General features: G+C 64.9%; 18 protein-coding genes. 4 read left to right on the top strand and 14 right to left on the bottom strand.

Annotated features, from left to right (window positions below; genetic code table 11):
- Window positions 1–83: 83 nt before the first annotated feature.
- The gene (locus tag C1A13_RS06210; RefSeq protein ID WP_172439192.1) at window positions 84–1,292 is read right to left on the bottom strand and encodes a GGDEF domain-containing protein; all 1,209 of its coding nucleotides are present in this window, start codon (window positions 1,290–1,292) and stop codon (window positions 84–86) included.
- 83 nt (window positions 1,293–1,375) lie between these two features.
- Entirely contained in the window at window positions 1,376–2,704 is a 1,329-nt protein-coding gene (locus tag C1A13_RS06205) for an MATE family efflux transporter (RefSeq protein ID WP_101550187.1), read from the bottom strand.
- 85 nt (window positions 2,705–2,789) lie between these two features.
- Here C1A13_RS06205 and C1A13_RS06200 point away from each other — a divergent pair, with 85 nt between their 5' ends.
- Window positions 2,790–3,629 carry a MerR family transcriptional regulator gene (locus tag C1A13_RS06200; RefSeq protein ID WP_101550184.1) on the top strand — a complete coding sequence of 280 codons (840 nt, stop codon included), beginning with the start codon at window positions 2,790–2,792 and terminating at the stop codon, window positions 3,627–3,629.
- Between the two features lie 130 nt (window positions 3,630–3,759).
- Here the strand turns inward: C1A13_RS06200 and C1A13_RS06195 are convergent, their stop codons facing one another.
- The 7 genes from C1A13_RS06195 to C1A13_RS06165 form a co-directional block, all read right to left on the bottom strand.
- A complete protein-coding gene (locus tag C1A13_RS06195) occupies window positions 3,760–4,497 on the bottom strand; it encodes a nitroreductase family protein (RefSeq protein ID WP_101550183.1) in 738 nt (245 codons plus the stop codon).
- A 52-nt stretch (window positions 4,498–4,549) separates the two neighbouring features.
- Window positions 4,550–5,251: a purine-nucleoside phosphorylase gene (gene deoD, locus C1A13_RS06190; protein ID WP_101550182.1), complete on the bottom strand. Its 702-nt coding sequence runs from the start codon at window positions 5,249–5,251 to the stop codon at window positions 4,550–4,552.
- A gap of 226 nt (window positions 5,252–5,477) precedes the next feature.
- Window positions 5,478–6,011: a CarD family transcriptional regulator gene (locus tag C1A13_RS06185; RefSeq protein ID WP_101550179.1), complete on the bottom strand. Its 534-nt coding sequence runs from the start codon at window positions 6,009–6,011 to the stop codon at window positions 5,478–5,480.
- 227 nt (window positions 6,012–6,238) lie between these two features.
- On the bottom strand, window positions 6,239–8,836 hold the full coding sequence (locus tag C1A13_RS06180; protein WP_101550177.1) for a translation factor GTPase family protein: 2,598 nt from the start codon (window positions 8,834–8,836) through the stop codon (window positions 6,239–6,241).
- A 164-nt stretch (window positions 8,837–9,000) separates the two neighbouring features.
- A complete protein-coding gene (locus C1A13_RS06175; RefSeq protein ID WP_101550175.1) occupies window positions 9,001–9,756 on the bottom strand; it encodes an SDR family NAD(P)-dependent oxidoreductase in 756 nt (251 codons plus the stop codon).
- A gap of 14 nt (window positions 9,757–9,770) precedes the next feature.
- Window positions 9,771–10,400: a flavin reductase gene (locus tag C1A13_RS06170; protein ID WP_101550173.1), complete on the bottom strand. Its 630-nt coding sequence runs from the start codon at window positions 10,398–10,400 to the stop codon at window positions 9,771–9,773.
- 177 nt (window positions 10,401–10,577) lie between these two features.
- The gene (locus tag C1A13_RS06165) at window positions 10,578–11,921 is read right to left on the bottom strand and encodes an MATE family efflux transporter (RefSeq protein ID WP_101550171.1); all 1,344 of its coding nucleotides are present in this window, start codon (window positions 11,919–11,921) and stop codon (window positions 10,578–10,580) included.
- 171 nt (window positions 11,922–12,092) lie between these two features.
- On the opposite strand from C1A13_RS06165, the gene C1A13_RS06160 reads away from it, so the two are divergent.
- Window positions 12,093–12,551: an Lrp/AsnC family transcriptional regulator gene (locus C1A13_RS06160; RefSeq protein ID WP_101550169.1), complete on the top strand. Its 459-nt coding sequence runs from the start codon at window positions 12,093–12,095 to the stop codon at window positions 12,549–12,551.
- Between the two features lie 343 nt (window positions 12,552–12,894).
- A complete protein-coding gene (locus tag C1A13_RS06155; protein ID WP_242970820.1) occupies window positions 12,895–14,238 on the top strand; it encodes an MATE family efflux transporter in 1,344 nt (447 codons plus the stop codon).
- Window positions 14,239–14,301: 63 nt separating this feature from the next.
- Here C1A13_RS06155 and C1A13_RS06150 read toward each other — a convergent pair whose 3' ends face one another.
- Entirely contained in the window at window positions 14,302–15,534 is a 1,233-nt protein-coding gene (locus tag C1A13_RS06150) for a hypothetical protein (RefSeq protein WP_101550164.1), read from the bottom strand.
- A 231-nt stretch (window positions 15,535–15,765) separates the two neighbouring features.
- Here C1A13_RS06150 and C1A13_RS06145 point away from each other — a divergent pair, with 231 nt between their 5' ends.
- Window positions 15,766–16,515, top strand: coding sequence for an SDR family NAD(P)-dependent oxidoreductase (locus C1A13_RS06145; protein WP_101550162.1), 750 nt, complete (start codon window positions 15,766–15,768; stop codon window positions 16,513–16,515).
- A gap of 48 nt (window positions 16,516–16,563) precedes the next feature.
- Here C1A13_RS06145 and C1A13_RS06140 read toward each other — a convergent pair whose 3' ends face one another.
- From C1A13_RS06140 to C1A13_RS06125, 4 genes are all read right to left on the bottom strand, one after another.
- On the bottom strand, window positions 16,564–16,911 hold the full coding sequence (locus tag C1A13_RS06140; protein WP_101550161.1) for a helix-turn-helix transcriptional regulator: 348 nt from the start codon (window positions 16,909–16,911) through the stop codon (window positions 16,564–16,566).
- A gap of 174 nt (window positions 16,912–17,085) precedes the next feature.
- A complete protein-coding gene (locus C1A13_RS06135; RefSeq protein WP_172439191.1) occupies window positions 17,086–17,436 on the bottom strand; it encodes a helix-turn-helix domain-containing protein in 351 nt (116 codons plus the stop codon).
- A 313-nt stretch (window positions 17,437–17,749) separates the two neighbouring features.
- Window positions 17,750–18,247, bottom strand: coding sequence for a hypothetical protein (locus C1A13_RS06130; protein WP_101550158.1), 498 nt, complete (start codon window positions 18,245–18,247; stop codon window positions 17,750–17,752).
- A 17-nt stretch (window positions 18,248–18,264) separates the two neighbouring features.
- A complete protein-coding gene (locus tag C1A13_RS06125; protein WP_101550156.1) occupies window positions 18,265–18,813 on the bottom strand; it encodes a hypothetical protein in 549 nt (182 codons plus the stop codon).
- Between the last annotated feature and the right edge of the window lie 123 nt (window positions 18,814–18,936).

The following is an 18,936-nucleotide window of genomic DNA, read 5'->3' as shown; positions in this document are numbered from 1 at the left end:
CCCGCCCGCTGCGGGATGCTGTTTTCATTATACTATGGAAATGTTTCCAGTTCAATTATAATCTGTGTCCGTTCTGTGTTTTGTCAAATTTCGTCAGCCGGACGGGACGCGTCCTTCTTCATCTCCCGCTTGCGGCGGTACATCTCCCGGTCGACCCGCGCGATAAGCGGGGCCAGGTCGTCCTCCCCCTCCCGCAGGCTGTCCCAGCCCGCGGCAAGGCTGACCGGCAGATTGCCCGCGGCATTGTGCGCCTCTATCGCGGGATAGAGGTTTCCCAGCAGCGCCGAAACCTTGTCGGACGGCGTGCCGCAGGAGAGCAGTATGAATTCGTCCCCGCCCAGCCGGAAGATCTCAAACGCCTCCCCCAGAAGCCGCGTCAGCAGCTGCCCCGTCTCGCGGAGCAGGCGGTCGCCCCATTCGTGACCGCGCGCGTCGTTGACCTCCTTGAGGTTGTTCAGGTCCGCCGACACGCACCATACCGGCCGGTTGTGGACAAGGTCCGCCTCGATCTCCTTCCGCCGCCGCTCAAAGGAGGCGCGGTTGGCAAGCCCGGTCAGGCTGTCGACATAAGCCATCCGGTAGTAGACCTGCTGCAATTCGAGCTGGCTCTTTTGCAGTTCCAGCCGCGTTTGCAGCAGCAGTTCGCTCTGCTCGCTCTCGGAGAGCTTCACCATGCGCACGATCGCCTGGTAGATTACCACGTAGGTCGCCAGCACCGTCGCGCAGAAGAACAGCACCACGGGAATGTATTCCCTCCGCCCGATCAGCGGGGCCGGATAGGTCACGAGCAGATAGAGCATCGCATAGAAAAGGACCGACACCGCGGCCAGCATCCCCCAGCCGGTCGAATGCTCCGCCATCACCCGCCGGTAATTGCCGCGGATGCGCAGGAAGAGCGCCACCAGCAACCCTATCAACGCGAGCCGGAAAAGGAGGCTGACCCAGTCGTCGCCGCCGAGCAGGACGGCGGAGATGCGGGAAACGGCAATCAGCATGAACCCCAGCACGTCGATCGTGCAGAAGGTAAAGAGGAACCGCCCGTCCCGGTATTTGGAGAGCAGCAGGCAGGCCGTGAGGCTTGGGATCGAAAAACAGACGAGGGAGGCCTGCCCCGGCGTAAGCCCAAGGCCGAGGACGGCGGCGATATAGGCGGCGGCGGTCGCCGCGAAGACCGCAGATAGCAGGGCCGCGGTGCGGCGCATGGGATAGCGCGGCTCGGTGAGCAGCAAAAAGAGCAGCATCAGCCCGCTGCAGGAGACGATATCCCCCGCCAGAGCCATCGCGTCCGCCATTACCATCCCTCCAGCATCGAACTGCCTCCAGTATATCACAAACCTCCCGGCAATCCAAGAGGGCCGGAGGGATCAACGCGGCTTTACAGGTACCGGTAGACCTCGCGGCTGCGCCAGAGGAAGAGGGCGGCGACCCCCGCAGTGGCCAGCTCTGCGAAGGGGACGGCCAGCCAGATCCCCGTCACGCCGACCGCCTTCGGCAGCAGGACCAGCGCAACGATCAGGAAGCCGAAGGTGCGCAGGAAGGAGATGGCGGCGGAAACCCGCCCGTTGGAAAGCGCGGTGAAAAACGCGGAGGCGAAGATATTGACCCCGGCGAAGAGGAAGCTCAGGGAAAAGAGCAGGAAGCCCTCCCGCCCGATCTCATAGACCGCCGTGCCGGGCGGGGAAAAGACCCCCACAAGGGGCCCCGCCAGCAGCAGCGAAACCCCGAAGACGACCGCCGACGAGCCGCCGATGAACAGGGCGCAGATCTTGAAGAGCCGCTTGAGCTGGAGGGTGTTCCCGCTTCCGTAGTTGAAGCTGACGACCGGCGCGACCCCCATCGAAAAGCCGAGGTAGAGCGCGGTCAGCAAAAACTGCGCGTAGAGCACGATGGTGATCGCGGCCACCCCGTCCTCCCCGAGGTAGCGGAGCATGAGGATGTTGAAGAGGAAGGTGGTCACGCCGGTGGAAATGTTGGTCACCATCTCGGAGGAGCCGTTGAAGCAGCTCTCCCCGAGCGTCCGCCAGTCGAGCTTCGGGCGGGCGAAGCGCAGCGGGTTTTGGGAAAAGAGAAAATAGGCGACCCCCGCCAGAGCGGGGATGCACCAGCCGATGGCGGTGGCCACCGCCGCGCCCGTGATGCCCATCCCGGCGGGCACGATGAGCAAATAGTCGAGCACCGCGTTGGAGACCCCCGCCGCGATCGTCAGCCCGAGCCCGAGGCCGGGCCGCCCCGCCGTGACGAAGAAGCTCTGGAAGAGAATCTGAAGCACCGAGGCGGGCACGAAGAGCATCAGCGTGCCCAGGTAGGCCTTGCAGTCGGCCATCAGGCGGCCGTTCGCGCCGAGCATCGTGCAGAGCGGTTCGAGGAACGCGAGGCCCAGAACGCCGATGACGACGCCCGCCGCCACGCCCGCCGCGACGATGAGGGCGAAGCTCTCCCGGGCGCCCTGCGGGTCGCCCTCACCCAGCTTGCGCGCGACGATCGCGCTGCCGCCGGTGGAGAGCATGATGGCCACCGCCAGCACGAGGTTGAGGGCCGGATAGACGATGTTTGTGGCGGAAAGCGCGTCGGTGCCGACGAACCGGGAGACAAAGATGCCGTCCACAATGGTATACATCGACATGAAGATCATCATAATCACGGTCGGCAGCGCGAACCGCAGCAGGGATCCGAAGTGGAACTCCCTGGAAATCGCGGGATGCATGAGAAATACCTCCTGTTGTAAAAAAAGTCACTGCGGTCTATAATAAACCATCGGGTAACCCGATAGTCAAGGGGGAATTTAAAAAATGGGAAAGAATCCGCAGTACCTCACGACGGGCGAGTTCGCGCGGCTGTGCGGCGTAAGCAAGCACACCCTCTTCCACTACGACGAGCTGGGCGTCTTCTCCCCCGCCGTCAAGGCGGAAAACGGCTACCGTTACTATTCGATGGCGCAGATCGACGTCTTCTTCGTGATCTCCACCCTCAAGGAGCTCGACATCCCGCTGCGGGAGATCAAGGCCTACCTCGACCGGCGCAGCCCGGAGGAGCTGGTCCGGCTGCTCCAGGGGGAGGCGCGCCTGCTCGACGAAAAGATCCGCCGCCTGCGGCGGATGAAGGAGCTCATCCGCCGCAAGGCGGAACTCACCGAAAGCGCGCTCGCATCCGGACCGGAGGGCCCCTGCGTCCGTCCATTTCCCGAGAAATACCTCGTGCGCACCCAGGTGCCGCCCCTCACCAGCGAGCGCAGCGCCGCCCTGTCGCTGGCCGAGCACGTCCGCTTCTGCGACGAGCACGAGATCGTCAGCCCCTACGCGACCGGCTCGATGATCGGGCTTTCCGAGGTCGAGCGGGGGGATTTCACCCGCTATTCCCACTTCTACACCCAGCTGGACGCGCCCCCCAGGGGCCTGCCCGTCTACGTCAGGCAGGCGGGCAGCTACCTCACCGCCCGCCACTGCGGCGGCTACGACTCGGCGCATGAGACCTACCGGGACCTGCTCCGGTATGCGCGGGAGCAGGGGCTCCCGCTGATGGGCAGCTTCTTCGAGGACGTGCTGCTCGACGAGCTGTCGGTCAGCGGATATGAAAACTACGTCCTGCAAATCTCCATCCGCCTGGATGAGACGGAAGGGGCGGAGCGATAAAGGGCCGGAGGCGGTCGCCTCCGGCCCTTGCCGTTTGATTGCTCCCTTCCGCCGGGCCGCGCCAGCCGGTCGGACGGGAGGGCGGGAAGGGGCTCTTCGCCCCGCTTTTGTCCCGGGGCGGCCGTCCGCCTCACGGCTCCTCCCGGCGGAAGGCCGCGAGGTAGGCCTCCACCGAACGGGTCATCTCGCGGGAAAAGGCGGAGTTATACTTGCGCCCGCAGAAGGCCGCGAGCCACGCCTCATAGCCGTCCGCGCCCGATTTCGGGGCGAGCATATCCCGCAGCTCGTCCGCCCCCATCCGGCGGTAGCGGTTCTCCTGCACGATCCGCTCCATCGCGCACCGTTCCGGTTTTTTGCGGGCCTTCTGCCCGGCGGTCGGATAACCGAACACCACCATCGCCGCCGGGAAGACATAGTCCGGCAGGCCGAGCAGCGCCCGGTGCTCCTCGCACCGCTCCATCACGTCCCCGATGTAGCAGGAGCCGACGCCGAGGCTCCACGCCGCGGTCACGGCGTTCTGCGCCGCGATGAGGCTGTCGTCCACCGCGAGCAGCAGGTCCCCCGCGCCCGGCAGGCGCGGCGCGCACCCGCCCGCCAGGAAGGCGTCGTACCACTTCTGGCAGTCGGCGCAGAAGACCAGCACGAGCGGGGCCTTCGCGATAAACGGCTGGTGGTCGCAGCTTTCGGCGAGCCGCGCCTTGAGCTCCGGGTCGGTGACGTCGAGGATGGTGTAGAGCTGCTGGCAGCCCGCCGTGGGGGCGTTGACCGCCGCGAGCAGGATGGCCTCCTTTTCCGCCGCGGGGACTGCCCGCTCCTCAAAGGCGCGGACCGACCTGCGCGAAAGCAGGCTTTCGATGATCTCGTTCATGGGGGCTCCTTTCCCGCAAACGGGATGCGGCTTTCGCCGCATCCCGTCAGGCTCAGACGATTTCGAGCGCCAGCTCGACCATGTCGTTGAAGCTCGTCTGCCGTTCCTCCGGCGAGGTGATCTCGTCGGTGACGACGTTATCGCTCACCGTCAGCAGGGTGAGCGCCTGGATGTGGTGCTTCGCGGCCAGCGTATAGAGCTCGCAGGTCTCCATCTCAACCGCGAGGATGCCGTAGTCCGCGAGCATCTTCGTCTTTTCGGGCAGGTCGTCGGAATAGAAGCGGTCGCTCGTGAAGATCGGCCCGACGGTGGCGCGCATCCCCCTCTCCCGCGCCGTCTGATAGGCGCCCAGCAGCAGTTCAAAATCCGCCGACGGCGCGAAGGAGATCGGCCCGAACCGACATTTGTTGATGTTGGAATCGGTGGAGGCCGCGGATGCGATCACGACGTCCTTGAGCTTCAGTTCCGCCCGCAGGCCGCCGCAGGTGCCGACGCGGATGATCCGTTTGGCGCCGTACTCCTGCATGAGCTCGCTGGCGTAGATGTGCATCGACGGCATCCCCATGCCGCTGCCCTGCACCGAGACGCGCTTGCCCTTGTAGGTGCCGGTGAATCCGTACATCCCGCGCACCTGGGTATAGCAGACCGCGCCCTCCAGAAAGGTCTCCGCGATATGCTTCGCCCGCAGCGGGTCGCCCGGCATCAGCACCCGGTCGGCGATCTCGCCCGGCTTTGCTCCGATGTGGATACTCATTTGACTGCCTCCTTTATGTCTGTGATCCGTCCGTTTCCGAAAATTGGCCGCATTGCCTGTCCCCATTATACGTTACCCGCGCGCCCTTTTCAACCGGAAAGCGGACGGGCGGCGGCCCCGCGCGGGATCGAATCGCCGGGCCGGACGGCCGCGTCGGCGGCGCGGGGATTCTCTCCGAGCCTGAAAAACGGGGGCCGGTCCTGCGACCGGCCCCCGTTGATTCCTCTTATGCCTCCGCGTCCCCGCCGTCCTCCCCGGGGCGTTCCAGCCGCGCTTCGATATAGCGCGGCACCTCCTCCCTGGGGATGCCCAGCGCGGCGGCCAGCTCCCCGAAGAGGAGCTCCTCGGCGCGCTTCATGAACCGTTCGTCCACCGTGCCGAACTTTTGGCGCTGGCCCTCCAGCTCCCGCTTTTTCGCGTAGATCGACATGGTCAGCTCGACCAGTTCCGCGCTGTCATAGGTTTTGAGGGCGTTCGCGTAGTGCTCGGCCAGCTCTCCCAGCACCCGGCTGTAATAAGCCTTCGCCTGTACGGTGGGGATGCTGTCGACCAGCTCCTCCGCCTCCTTCTTTGTGAGGATCGGCCGCATGAACACCTTGTTGCCGTTCACCGGGGTGCGGATGACGCACTCCTGATAGAGCGGCTTCATCGTGTAGTAGGGCTGCTCCCCCGACGCGCCCGGCACCTTCCGCATGGCGATGTCCGCCACCTCGCAGACGCCCGTTCCTCCGTAAAAGACCAAATCTCCAACCTGATACATTTCCGATTACCTCCGAGGTCCTCTTGCCCGCTCCGCCCGGGGGCGTGAGCCGTCGCAGCAGTTCTTCGCGATCCGCGCTTTCGCATGGCTGTCCGCCGCGCGCCGCATCTATATTTTACCACAAAAAGCCGCCGGGATGTAAGAAGAAAATTTTTTCCCGCACAGGAATATTCGCCGCCGCGGCCCAGCGCGCAAAAATCCCGCCGCGCGGGCGGCGGGATTCGACCCTACCGGGCGGCGGGACCGCCCGATTCGAGGTATTCGCGGATGGCCTGTTCCACCTGCGCCACCTCCTCGCGGAAGGCGTCGGCGGAAATCCGCAGCGCGCCGTGCCCGAGGATGATGAGCTGTTCGAGCGCGTCGGAGGTCGCCACCCGCACCCGGTTGTGCTTTCCGAGCTCGCGGGTGACCTTCTCGATATACATGTCGGCCGTCTCGGCCTCCTTCGTATACACCACGCTGATGTTGTGCACCCGCTCGACCTCCCCCGGGTTCCCCTTCACCCGGTAGGCGTCGAACACTACGATCACCTCGCACTGCCGGAAGCCACGGTAGTTGCAGAGCAGGTCGACCAGCCGCCCGCGCGCCGCGTCCAGGTTCTCCTGCGCGAGGGCGTTCAGGTCGTCCCACGCGAAGATGATGTTGTAGCCGTCCACCAGCAGGTATTCCGGCCCATCGAGTCCCTTGGGGGGCTGGGAGGGGGGCCGCCGGGCGGGCTCCCTCCTGACCGGGCGGAACGCCTTGCGCGGGTCCCGGCGGATGGGGCCGTAGGTGCGCTCGAAAATCTCCAGCAGCTCCCGGTCCTCCGCCACCATCGCGCAGTAATCGGCCGCCCGCCGCTCGGCGGCGCGCTCCCCGGGGACGCCGGCAGGTTCCTTCGGCGCGCCGAGAACGCTTTCGAGGTGCATGTGCGCCGGCACTTCGTCCCATTTGACGAGGAAGCCCGCCCCATGGGCGCAGAAGACCGAATCCGCCGGGTTGTCCAAATCCGCGTCGCAGTCGTAGCCTGCGGCGGCAATCACCTCTTCGGCGTTGTGGCAGGGCTCGTAGCCCCTGAGGGAGCAGGAGAGCCGCCCTCTGCCGCGCGTGTACCCGGTGACCTCCATCTGGTAGCCCCGTATTTCGGACACGGGGGCGCTGCCGGTCAGCACCGACCGGTCCCCCTCCGTCTCGGGCGGCGCGAAGGAGCCCCCCATCCGCTGCAGATCGGACATCGCCCGGCCCACCGCCTCGGACGGCAGTTCCAGCCGGAAGTCGTACCACGGCTCGAGCAGGACGCTTTCGGCCCGCCGCAGGCCCTGCCGCACCGCGCGGTAGGTCGCCTGGCGGAAATCGCCCCCCTCGGTGTGCTTCTGGTGGGCGCGCCCCGCCGCCAGCGTGATTTTCATGTCGGTGATGGGCGCGCCTGTCAGCACGCCCGGATGGGTCTTCTCCTCCAGATGGGTCAGGATGAGCCGCTGCCAGTTGCGGTCGAGGTCGTCCTCGCGGCAGGCGGAGGCGAACCGCAGCCCGCTTCCCCGCTCCCCCGGCTCGAGCAGCAGGTGCACCTCGGCGTAGTGGCGGAGCGGCTCGTAGTGCCCGACCCCCTCCACCGTCGAGGCGATCGTCTCCCGGTAGAGGATGCTGCCCTGCCCGAAGCCGACCTCCATCCCGAACCGTTCCCGGACGAGGCTGCCCAGCACCTCGAGCTGCACCTCGCCCATGAGCTGCACGTGGAGCTCCTGGAGCGCCTCGTTCCACACGACGTGCAGCTGCGGGTCCTCCTCCTCAAGCTGGCGGAAACGGGTGAGCGCGGTGTGCGCGTCCACTCCCCGCGGCAGTTCCACCCGGTAGCCGAGCACCGGGCGCAGCGACGGGAGCCCGGAATCCGGCTCCGCGCCGAGGCCCTCCCCGGGACGGGTGCAGGAAAGCCCCGCGGCGGCGCACACCATGCCGGGGAGCGCCTCCTCCACCGTCCGGAACTTCGCCCCCGTATAGACGCGCAGCTGGTTGACCTTCTCCTCCCACGGCTCCCCCTCCCGGCTTCCGGAAACCGCCGCCTTGACCCGGAGGCTGCCGCCGGTGACCTTCAGGTAGGTGAGCCGGACGCCCTGCTCGTCCCAGCCGATCTTGTAGACCTTCGCGCCGAACGCCTCCCGGCGCGGGGGCTCGCGGGTATAGCGCGCGAGCCCCGCGAGGAACGCGTCCACCCCCTCGAGCCTGAGCGCCGAGCCGAAAAAGCAGGGGAACACCCGCCGCTTCGCGACGGCCTCCGCAATCTCCCCGTCTTCGAGCGCGCCCGCCTCGAGATACCGCTCCATCAGCTCCTCCGAGCAGAGGGCGACGGACTCCTCCAGCGCGCCGCGCGGGCGGTCCGCGCCGAAGTCGGCGCAGCCGCCGTCCAGCCGCGCCTGCACTTCCGCCAGAAGCGCCCCGCGGCCCGCGCCCGGCAGGTCGAGCTTATTCACAAAGAGGAAGGTCGGGACGCGGTAACGCTCGAGCAGCCGCCAGAGCGTTTCGGTATGGCTCTGCACCCCGTCGGTGCCGCTGACAACGAGGACCGCGTAGTCCAGCACCTGGAGCGTCCGCTCCATCTCGGTGGAAAAATCCACATGCCCCGGGGTGTCCAGCAGGGTGATCTCCGCCCCGTCCAGGTGCAGCAGCGCCTGCTTGGAAAAGATCGTGATGCCCCGCTCCCGTTCGAGCGCGTAGGTATCCAGAAAGGCGTCCCCGTGGTCCACCCGTCCGAGCCGGCGGGTCTCCCCCGCGCGGTAGAGCATCCCCTCCGAAAGGGTCGTCTTGCCCGCGTCCACGTGCGCCAGAATCCCGATTACCAGCCGTTTCATCTCATCGTTCCAATCGCTTTGGTCTCTTGGCGGGACGGTGCATGTCCCGCTATCTAGTATACCGGAAAAGCGCCGCGATGCAAGCCGGCGCGAAATTTTCCCGCGCGCGGCCCCGGCGACGCAAAAAATCCCCCGGCTTTCGCCGGGGGATTCGGCATCCGCCGTCAGGGCCGCAGGTCGGTGCCGCCCTGGATTTCGATCGTCTGTCCGGTGATGTAGGAGGCGTCCTCCGACGCGAGGAAGACGCACAGCCGCCCGATGTCCTTTTCGGCGTCGCCGAATCGCTGGAGGGGGATATGCTTGATCGTATCCCGGTAGAGCTGCGGGTAGTCCCTGCTCCACTGTTCCAGCGCCTGCGTCATCACGAGCGGGCAGACGACGTTGACGCGCACGCCGAATTCTCCCCACTCGGTCGCCGCCACGCGGGAGAGGCCGCGGATGCCCTCCTTGGCGGCCGCGTAGGAGGACTGGCCCGATTTGCCCGACAGCCCCGCGCCCGACGCGAGGTTGATGACGAGCCCCTTCGCCCGCTTGAGGTAGGGAAAGGCGGCCCGCATGTAGTAGAAGGCGGCGTAGAGGCCGCTGTGGAGCGCGAGCTCGAAGTCGGCGGTCGTGTGGTCGACGAGCAGCACCCCCGATTTGGAGGCCTGCGCGTTGTTGACCACCACGTCGATGCCGCCGAACCGGTCGGCCGTCTGCTTGACGGCCGAGGCCACCGCGCGCTCGTCCGCGCCGTCCGCCACGACGGTCAGCACCTGCGCGCCATACCCTTCCAGCGCCTTTTTGGCCTCCTCGAGGCCCTGCTCGTTCAGGTTGGTGATCGCGATGTTCGCGCCCTCCCTGGCAAAGGCGGTCGCGATGCCGAAGCCGATGCCCCGGCCGCCGCCGGTAACGATGACCGTTTTACCCTGCATCTTCATTCCGCGCCCCCCTCTCAGCCCGTGATCTTTTCCAGATGTTCTTTGCCCCGCCCGCAGATCGGGCAGACAAAGTCGTCCGGAACCGTGTCGGAATCCAGCACGTAGCCGCAGATCCTGCAGCGGTAGCCCTTTGCCGGCTCGGGCTGGTAGACCGAGGCCCTGGGCGGTGTGACGCCGTTTTTGATCTGGTGGTAGTAGGCGTAGCTCATCGGGCCGGTGGAGTCGAGCACCTCGGCGGCCTCCACCTCCCCGAGGAAGATGATGTGGGTGCCCGCGTCCATGCTGCTTACCACCTTGCAGCTGAAGCGCGCGGAGGCCTGCTCGCAGACGAAGGGAACGCCGCTCTCGTCGACGCGGGTGCGGAAGGACTCAAATTTTTCGGTGTCGCGGCTGCAGTGGAACCCGAACCTGCCGATCAGCTCCATCATGGCCGACTGGGAGAGCACCACCGCCGTGAAGCGGCCCGATTTCCGGATGATTTCGGTCGTGTAGTTCTGCTTGTTGATCGCGATGGTCACCTGCGCGGGCGAGGTCGTCACCTGGGTCAGCGTGTTGACCACGCAGCCGGACGAGATGTCCCCGCACCGGGACGACACAAGGTATACCCCATAGGTAATCTTCTGGAACGCCTTCAAATCCAGCATTGAAATCCTCCTAATTTTATAATAGTAACTATTACTGTTATTAGTAATAACTGTTTTCGCAGGAAAAGTCAAGCCCACGGGTAAAGTTCTGCCAATCCCACAAAGGGCGGCTTAAATTTCTATGCATAATTGCAAAGCGAGCCTCCCCGCTCTGCGGGGAGGCTCGCAAAACCAGTCCTATTGTTCCGGCCGCGCCAGCGGGGAGAGCAGCCGTTCCCGCCGCAGGCCGTACCAGAGGAAGCCGGCCAGGTCCGCCAGCAGCCACCCGATGGGGATCGCCCACCAGATGCCCTGCAGGCCGATCCGCGGGATGGGCGCGAGCGCGTAGGCCAGCGCCACGCGCACGCCGAGGGACACGACGGTCAGCAGGATGGACATCTGCGCCCGCTCAAGGCCCCGGTAGAGCCCGTAGAGCAGGAAGAGCAGCCCGATCCCGATGTAGCAGCTGCCCTCGATGCGCAGGTATTGGATCCCGACCGCCAGGATCTCCGTCTCCCCCGCCGGCACGAAGATCTCCATGAGCGGGCGGGCGAAGGCCGCCACCAGCGCGGAGATCGCCAGACAGAAGGCGGCCGCCCCCGCCACCGACGCGCGCAGTCCGGCGCGGATCCGTTCCCGCTTGCCCGCGCCGTAGTTCTGCGCCACAAAGGTCGAGAAGGCGTTGCCGAACTCCTGCACCGGCAGGTAGGCGAAGGAGTCGATCTTGACCCCGGCGGCAAAGGCGGCCATCACCGCCACGCCGAAACTGTTGACCAGCCCCTGGATCATCAGGATGCCGAAGTTCATGACCGACTGCTGGATACTCGAGAGGACCGAGCATTTCATGATGCGGACCATCAGCCGCCCGTCGAGCCGGAGATCGGCGCGCTCCAGGCGGAAGGCGGGTACGCGCAGCAGGCTGTAGACGGTCACGATCAGCGCGGATAGCGCCTGCGCGAGCACGGTGGCCAGCGCGGCCCCCGCGACCCCCATGCCGAACGGCAGCACGAAGAGCAGGTCGAGCGCCACGTTTGCGGCCGCCGCCACGGCGAGCGCGGCGAGCGGGACGGCGGAATTGCCGATGCTGCGCAGCGCGGCGGCAAAGAAGTTGTAGAGGAAGGTGAAGCCGATTCCCCAGAAGATGATCCGCAGGTAATCGCGGGTGTCCGCCCGGATGTCCGCTGGGATGTGCAGCAGCGTCAGGATGCGGTCGAGATTGCCCGCCGCGAGCAGGAAGATCGCGAAGGAGACCGCCGCGATGAAGAGGAAGGCGTTGAAGATGCCGCGCCGGAGGGCGTCGGGCTCCCGCGCGCCGAAAAAGATCGAAAAGATGACGCCGCTCCCCATGCAGAGTCCGAGCACCACCGAGGTGAGAAAGACCATCAGCGTATAGGAGGAGCCGACCGCCGCCAGCGCCCCCGCGCCGATGAAGTGGGAGACGATCAGCGTGTCGACGACGTTATAGAGCTGCTGGAGCAGTGCGCCGCCCATCATGGGCAGCGAAAAGCGCACGATCGCGCCGGTCGTCCCGCCCTCGGTCATGTCCCCTGCCAAGCACTTCCCCTTCTTCCGTTATGTAATATTATAATTCCGTTATGTAACTAACGACAGTTTATCACGCACTGCCGGAAATGTCAATCCTGCAAAAAGAAAGTTCCGCCTTGTTTTCCGGCGGAAAATGCGGTAGAATAACGGGGAAAGGGGTTGACCGGCATGTATCTCAAGGGACTGGACGAGCTCGACCGCAAAATCGTCGCCCTGCTCACCGAAAACGCGCGGATGTCCTATTCCGATATCGGCGAGGCGGTGGGCGTCTCCCGCGTGGCGGTGCGGGCCCGCATCGACGCGCTGGAAAAGCGCGGCGTCATCGAGGGCTACACGACGATCATCAACCCGCAGAAGATCGGCAGCGCCGTCTCCGCCTACTTTGAGATCGAGACCGAGCCCGCGCAGCTCCAGCCGGTCGCGGAGGCGCTCGACCGCTGCGACACCGTCACGCAGATCTACTTCGTGTCGGGCAGCAGCAAGCTGCACGTCCACGCCGTCGCCGCCAGCAGCGAGGAGATGGAACGGTTTTTGCAGGAGTTCCTCTACCGCCTGCCCGGCGTCGTAAAGCTCAGCTGCAACATCATCCTCTCCCGCAAAAAGGACGTCAAGGGCCTGCGGCTCTGACCGGGCCTTCTTGACAGGCGGCCTCCCGCCGACTATAATGGACCTCAGAAAGCAGAAAGGACGCTTTGTCATGAAGCTCTGTATCATAAGCCGCTCCGGGCAATTGGAAACGATGAAACATTGTGCGGAGCTTTACGATTTCATCGGCGGATAGACAGTTCCCCGGCGGGTCCGTTCGGACGGACCCGTCCGGTTCTGCGTGCCCGCCGGATGATGCGGATCGATTTTGCCGCGGACGATGTTTCGTCCGCGGCTTTTTGCGTCTTCCGCGCGGTATGCGCAGGGGAGGCGGGGGCCATGCCCCCGCCTCCCCTTTCATTTTATGGAAACGAGGAATTTTACCATGGAACGCGATCTCACCGTCGGCAGCGTGCCGAAACAGCTTCTCTCCTTCGCGGCGCCCCTCTTTCTCGCAAACCTGCTGCAATCCCTCTACAGCATCGTGGACATGGCCGTGGTCGGCCGGTTCGTCGGCAGCGCGGGGCTCGCGGCGGTCAGCAGCGCCGCCATGCTCAGCTTTATCATCCAGTCGGTCTGCACCGGCGTCACCACGGGCGGCGCGGTGCTCATCGCGCAGTATAAGGGCGCGCGCGACACGCGCGGCCAGCGGGAAACGACCGGCGCGCTCTTTTCGGTGTCGGCGCTGGCCGCCCTGCTCGTCACCGCGGCGGGCCTGCTCGCCTACCGCCCCGTCTTTTCCCTCATGAACCTGCCCGCCGAGGCGCTGCCCCACGCGCTCCGCTACATGCGGGTCATCTGCCTCGGCACCGTCTTTGTCTTTGGCTACAACGCGGTCTGCTCGGTGCTGCGCGGGCTGGGCGACTCCAAAAGCCCCCTCTTCTTCGTGGCGGTCGCCACCGCCGTCAACATCCTGCTCGACCTGCTGCTCGTCGGGCCGCTCGGCCTCGGCACGGAAGGCGCGGCGATCGCAACCGCCGCGTCGCAGGGCGTCTCCTTTTTGACCGCCGTGTTTGTCCTGCGGCGGCGGGGGCTCCCCCTCGACTTCTCCCCCTCCTATTTCCGCACCGCGCCCAAGACCTGCCGCGCCATCCTGCGCATCGGCTTTCCCACCGCCGTGCAGATGACCGTGCTCAACCTCTCCTACCTGCTCGTCACCGGCATGCTCAACGGCTACGGCGTGGCGGTGGCCGCGGCGGCGGGGGTGGGCCTCAAGGTCAACTCCTTCGCCGCCATGCCCTGCTGGGCGGTCGGCCAGGCGGTCACCACGATGGCCGGGCAGAACCTCGGCGCGGGGGATACCGGCCGGGCGGAAGAGACCGCCAAGAGCGGCCTGCGCCTCGCCCTGCTCGTCACGGCGGCGAGCATCCTCGCGGTACAGCTCTTCACCGCGCGGATCATCGGGCTCTTCAACACCGACCCCGAGGTCGTGCGGGAGGGCGTCTTCTACCTGCGCGTCTGCTGCTCCTTCAACAGCCTCGTCTACGCGGTCATGTACACCTTCGATTCCTTCGCGACCGGCGCGGGCGACTCCCTCTTCGCCATGCTCAACGCGATGCTCCATTCCGTGGTGATGCGCCTGTCGCTCAGCTGGCTGCTCAGCGTCCCGCTGGGGCTCGGCTTCGCCGGGCTCTGCTGGGGCGAATGCCTCTCCCCCCTGCTCCCCTTCGTGTTCGGGATCCTTTATTTCCGTTCCGGACGCTGGAGGCGCAAAAGGCTTGTCTCCTGAGCGGAGGACGCAAAGAGGACCCGCGGGCCGTCGGCCCGCGGGTCCTCCCGATTTTTGATCCGCCTATTTCGCAAAGGAGGGCAGGAATGCCTTTACGGGAGCGGCGGGCTCCCCGGCGGGCGCTTCCCCGGCGGTTTCCGCGGGGGCCCCGGCCGCTTCCGCATCCGATGCGGCCGGCTTCCCGGCGATGATATAGGTGCCGAGCCGGCGGGTCTTCGTGCGCAGGACGTAGTCGCCGTCGTCCGTCTCAACGAACTGGAACTCGGAGGTGATATCGACCGGCTCTCCGTCCTCGCCGATCGTGTAGACGACCGCGTTCTCCGGGTCGACGGTCAGCTCGCCGTCTTCGTCCACGAACGGATACCGCAGGTCAAGGGTCGCGCGGCTCGTCGAGGCGATCTGCGGATTGCCGATGAAGTCATAGAGATAGGCGTCCTGATCCGCGAAATAGTCCGTGTAATCCTGGTCGCTCCATTTGGTGGTCATCTTCGGGTAGAACTTTGCCGCGTTGTCGTCGCTCGTGAAGGCGAGCCACGCCAGCGTGTCGTTTTCACTCTCCCAGGTGATCTCGTTGTCCTCGTTCTTCTGCGGCTTCACGACCACGCCGCCGTCGCCCGCCTTGAAGTCGGCGTCCGCGCCGCGCTCGTCGTTTTTGACGTAGAACTTGAAGTCCACGATGACCTTGCCGTTCTTCGCGAGATACAGAGCGCCTTCACCCCAGTTCCACGGGGTGATGTCGAGATTGTCCTTCGCCTTATAGGTGGCGGTCAGCCCGATCTTCGTCTCGTCGCCGGTGAAGCCCTCCTTCATCTCTCCCTCGATAAAGCCCCAACGCTCAGCGGCGCCGTCAAAGTAAAAGCTGCCATTGCTGACCACATCACCGATCTTTTTCGAGACGAGCTTGAGCGATTTGATTGCTTTCGCGCCCTCCTCCTTCTTGAACTTCGCGGTGAAGAAGTCGGTCACGTCCCTATCGCAGCCAAGATATTCATACAGGTCTGAATAGTAGAGATCATCGGCCGAGATCGTCGAGCCGTCGTCCGCGACCGCGTCCGAATAATCGTCCGGGCTGTTTTCTTCCCCCATATCGGGAATCAGGTAGATTTTCGCGGTCGTGGGGACTTCTTCCTCATAGTAATTTCCCCGCATGTCGTAAAAGAAGACGCCGTCCGCGCGCAGGTGGATTTCCCGGACCACCTTCGCGCCCTCGGGGATCGGGGCGTCCTTCGCAAGGGCGGTTACGCCGAGGGAGAGCGCCAGTACCAGCGCCAGGGTGAGTGCCATCAGCTTTTTCATGTATTCTCCTCCTTTTGTCTTCGCGGCCCCCCGGCAAAGGGAATTGCTGCGCCGCACAGCGGCGCAGCACAAAGCGGGGCCCCGCTTTGCCATGTTCCTGTTGCTTCATTTTATCATGGCCCGGGAGATATGAGAATTCAATTTTTGTTGATTTTCTCCCCCGCGGATTCCGGCCTTGTGAAACGGCGAAAATTTGGTATACTATTGAAAAAGCAGTATGGAGGAGTCGGCATGAAAGCATTGGTGACGGGCGCGAGCTCCGGGCTCGGGCGGGATATCGCACGGGTACTGGCCGCGCGGGGATGCAAACTGATCCTGACGGCACGCAGCCGCGACAAGCTGGAGGCGCTCGCCAAAACGCTGCCCGGCGGCGCGCAGGTCGTCTGCGCGGACCTCTCGGACGAGAAGGAATGCCGCCGCCTCTACGAGCAGCTGCGCGCGGAGAAGATCGACATCCTCGTCAACAACGCCGGGTTCGGGCTGTGCGGCATGTTCGACAAAACCGACCTCGACGCCGAGCTGCGGCTGATCGATACGAATATCCGCGCGGTGCACATCCTCACCAAGCTCTTCCTGCGGGACTTCATCGCGCGGGACAGCGGCTACATCCTCAACGTCGCCTCGTCGGCGGCCTTCTTTCCCGGCCCGCAGATGGCCGCCTACTACGCCTCCAAGGCCTATGTCATGCGGCTGACGCTCGGCGTGCGGGAGGAGCTGCGCCGCCGGGGGAGCCGCGTCTATCTCGGGGCGTTCTGTCCCGGCCCGGTGGATACCGCCTTCAGCAGGACCGCCGACGTGCGGTTCGCCGTCGGCGGGATGCCGAGCCTGGAGGCCGCACGCCGCGCCGTCGACGGGATCTTCGCCCGCCGCGCGCTCATCATCCCCGGCGGGCTGATGAAAGCCGCCAAGCTGGCCGCGCATTTCGCGTCCGAGCCGTTCGCCGCGCGTCTCTGCTGGCACATGCAGCGGCGGACCAAATAAGCGTTCCGAGCCTTTAAAATCAAAAAATGGCCGCCCGTTGGGCGGCCATTACCATTCCTTGGAGACCTGAAGACATTGGGAGATCGCGCCCTCAAGTCCCGCGATGACCATCTCCTGCGCGAACGGAGGAAGGCGGTCGAGCATCTGCTGGTACCGCGCGAGATCGTTTTTGGGAAGCAGGTCGATCACCTGCTCGGGCTGGAGCAGCTCCTCCAGCTCCACGCCCAGCGCGGCCGCCACAAGGTCCATCGTTTCAAAGGTCGGGTTCGCTCTGCCGCATTCGATGTCGCTGAGCAGCTTTGTGCTGATTCCCGCGCAGGCCGCAAGGTTTTCCTGATTGATCTTCATCCGCTCTCTGCGGGCCTTGATGATCTGTCCCAGATTTGCGACTGTCATCGGCGATTCTCCCCTTTTTATAAAATTATAGGTAAAATCGCAGATTTTCTGAATAAACCATGTTACGCGTACTATTTTACCAGTCACATAACTTCAGTTGATACCCATTTTTTCTCATTTTCATGACAGCGCCTCACGCGGCCGCCGGCCCGCGAGCAAAAAACCGGCGCTTTCCTATTCCCGCCCGCGGACGGTCTCGAGCCACATGGCCAGAGCGCCCTCCGCCCCCCGGACAAACAGCTCCTGCCACGCCTCGGGAAGGCGGTCGACCATGGGCTGCAGGCGGGAAAGCTCTCTTCTGGGCAGCAGGTCGACCTCGATATCCGGCTGAAGCAGCTCCTCGATCTGGAGGCCGAACGCCGCGGCGATGCAGTCCATCGTATCAAAGGTGGGGTTCCCGTTTCCGCACTCGATGTCGCTGAGCTTCCGGTGGCTGACGCCCGCCCTGGCCGCAAACTCCTCCTGTGAAAGGCCCTCTCTCCGCCTGAGATACCTGATCTTCTGTCCCAGAACCTGTACCGTCATTGACATCACTCCCTATGTCGAAGTATAGGGGATTTTGTCGAAGAATGGAAATAACTGTAATTCTGCAATTATGGTGCGCATTCAAAAGCCGCCCCGTTCCCTTTGCTTTTGGATGCGTGAACCGCCGCCAGCCGCCATACTTGCAGGGAAGGTTTTGAAAATCGCCGCGCGCTTTCCTCCGGGAGGGTCGAAAAAGGCCGGGGAGCGGTTTTTCACCGCTCCCCGGCCTTCCGTATATCCGCCCGCCACAATTACGCCGGCCGAGCGGGCCGGCGTCAATCGTGCAGCCTGTTGACGCGGGGGGCTTCATTCATCACTTGGGTGGCGTCCGGTCCTCCCGTCCGCGGTGGGATTTTCCGCCGCTCTGATACCCGGCGGCCGCGATCAGGGCGGCGGAAACCGCCAGCAGCGCAAACGCCGCAGTGGGCAGCGGGCCGTCGCCCGTGTTCGGGATCGACAGCGGGATGGGCAGGTCATCGATGAGCTTGAGGTCGTCCGGAAGGTCGAGCGGCACGAGCACCCGCACCGAATCGCCGCCCCCACCGCCGCCCGACGGGCCGATGTAGGGGGAGTTTTCGATCCGCAGGTAAAACCGCGTCGACGCGCTGAAGCTGTTCCCGGGATTCCTTTCGAAGTCCGCGAGGCCGCCGACCGCCGCCGCCTCCTTCGTCCCGTGCCCGCCGCTTTCCGCGTGGGAGGGCGCGCCCATCGGCTCCCCGGTGTCCGTTTCCGCCGCCAGCGCCGTGATTCCCATGCACAGCGCCAGCACGCACCCCAGAAGCGCCGCCAGAACCCTGTTCATCCGTTTCATCCTTGTCCCTCCCGTGATCAGCTTAAGACGGTGATCGTCAATTTCGCGCCAGCCGACCCGATATATTCTTCCGTCTCGGGGTCGTATGCGTTAAAGACCGCCGTCGCGAGGTATTCGCCCTTTTCCAGCTCCACATCCAGCTTCGCCGACTGGATGTGGTGGTTGGGCTCGATGAGCCCCGTTTCGTAGATCAGCTCGCCCGTGTCGTCCAGCGTGATCAGCACCTGCATGAGATACCGGTTGCCCGGCACGTTTTCGATCTGGAGCGGGCCCTCGGCCTTTCCGTTTTCAAAGGTGGGCGCCGTGTTGATCGAGATATTGAACATGCCCTCTTCCACGATCCGGTTGAGCTCAGCCTGGATTTCCTCCTCCGTCTTGCCCTCGAGCTGCCCGGCGAGCGCCGCCGCTTCCCGCGCGAGGCCGGACGGCCCCGCCTTGGGCGCGCGCAGCAGCAGAAACGCCAGGATTCCCAGCACGAGCAGCAGCAGGACGCACGCCGCGGCGAGCAGCTTTTTGCCGCCGTCCCGGGTTGCGTTCGCCCGCTCCTCCGTCTTTTCTCCGTTCATCGTCCATCCCGCCTTATTTTGTTTCTATTTCAAGGCTTGCGCCGTTTGTTTCCTTGTTGGGGCGCGGATCGCTCCGCGGGCTCGGGTGGATGTCCTGCAGGGCCCGAAGGCCCCCGCGCGGGG

Source organism: Anaerotruncus massiliensis (ex Togo et al. 2026), from assembly GCF_900199635.1.
GTDB classification, from domain to species: domain Bacteria; phylum Bacillota; class Clostridia; order Oscillospirales; family Ruminococcaceae; genus Anaerotruncus; species Anaerotruncus massiliensis.
This window is presented reverse-complemented; position numbering and strand designations above follow the sequence as displayed.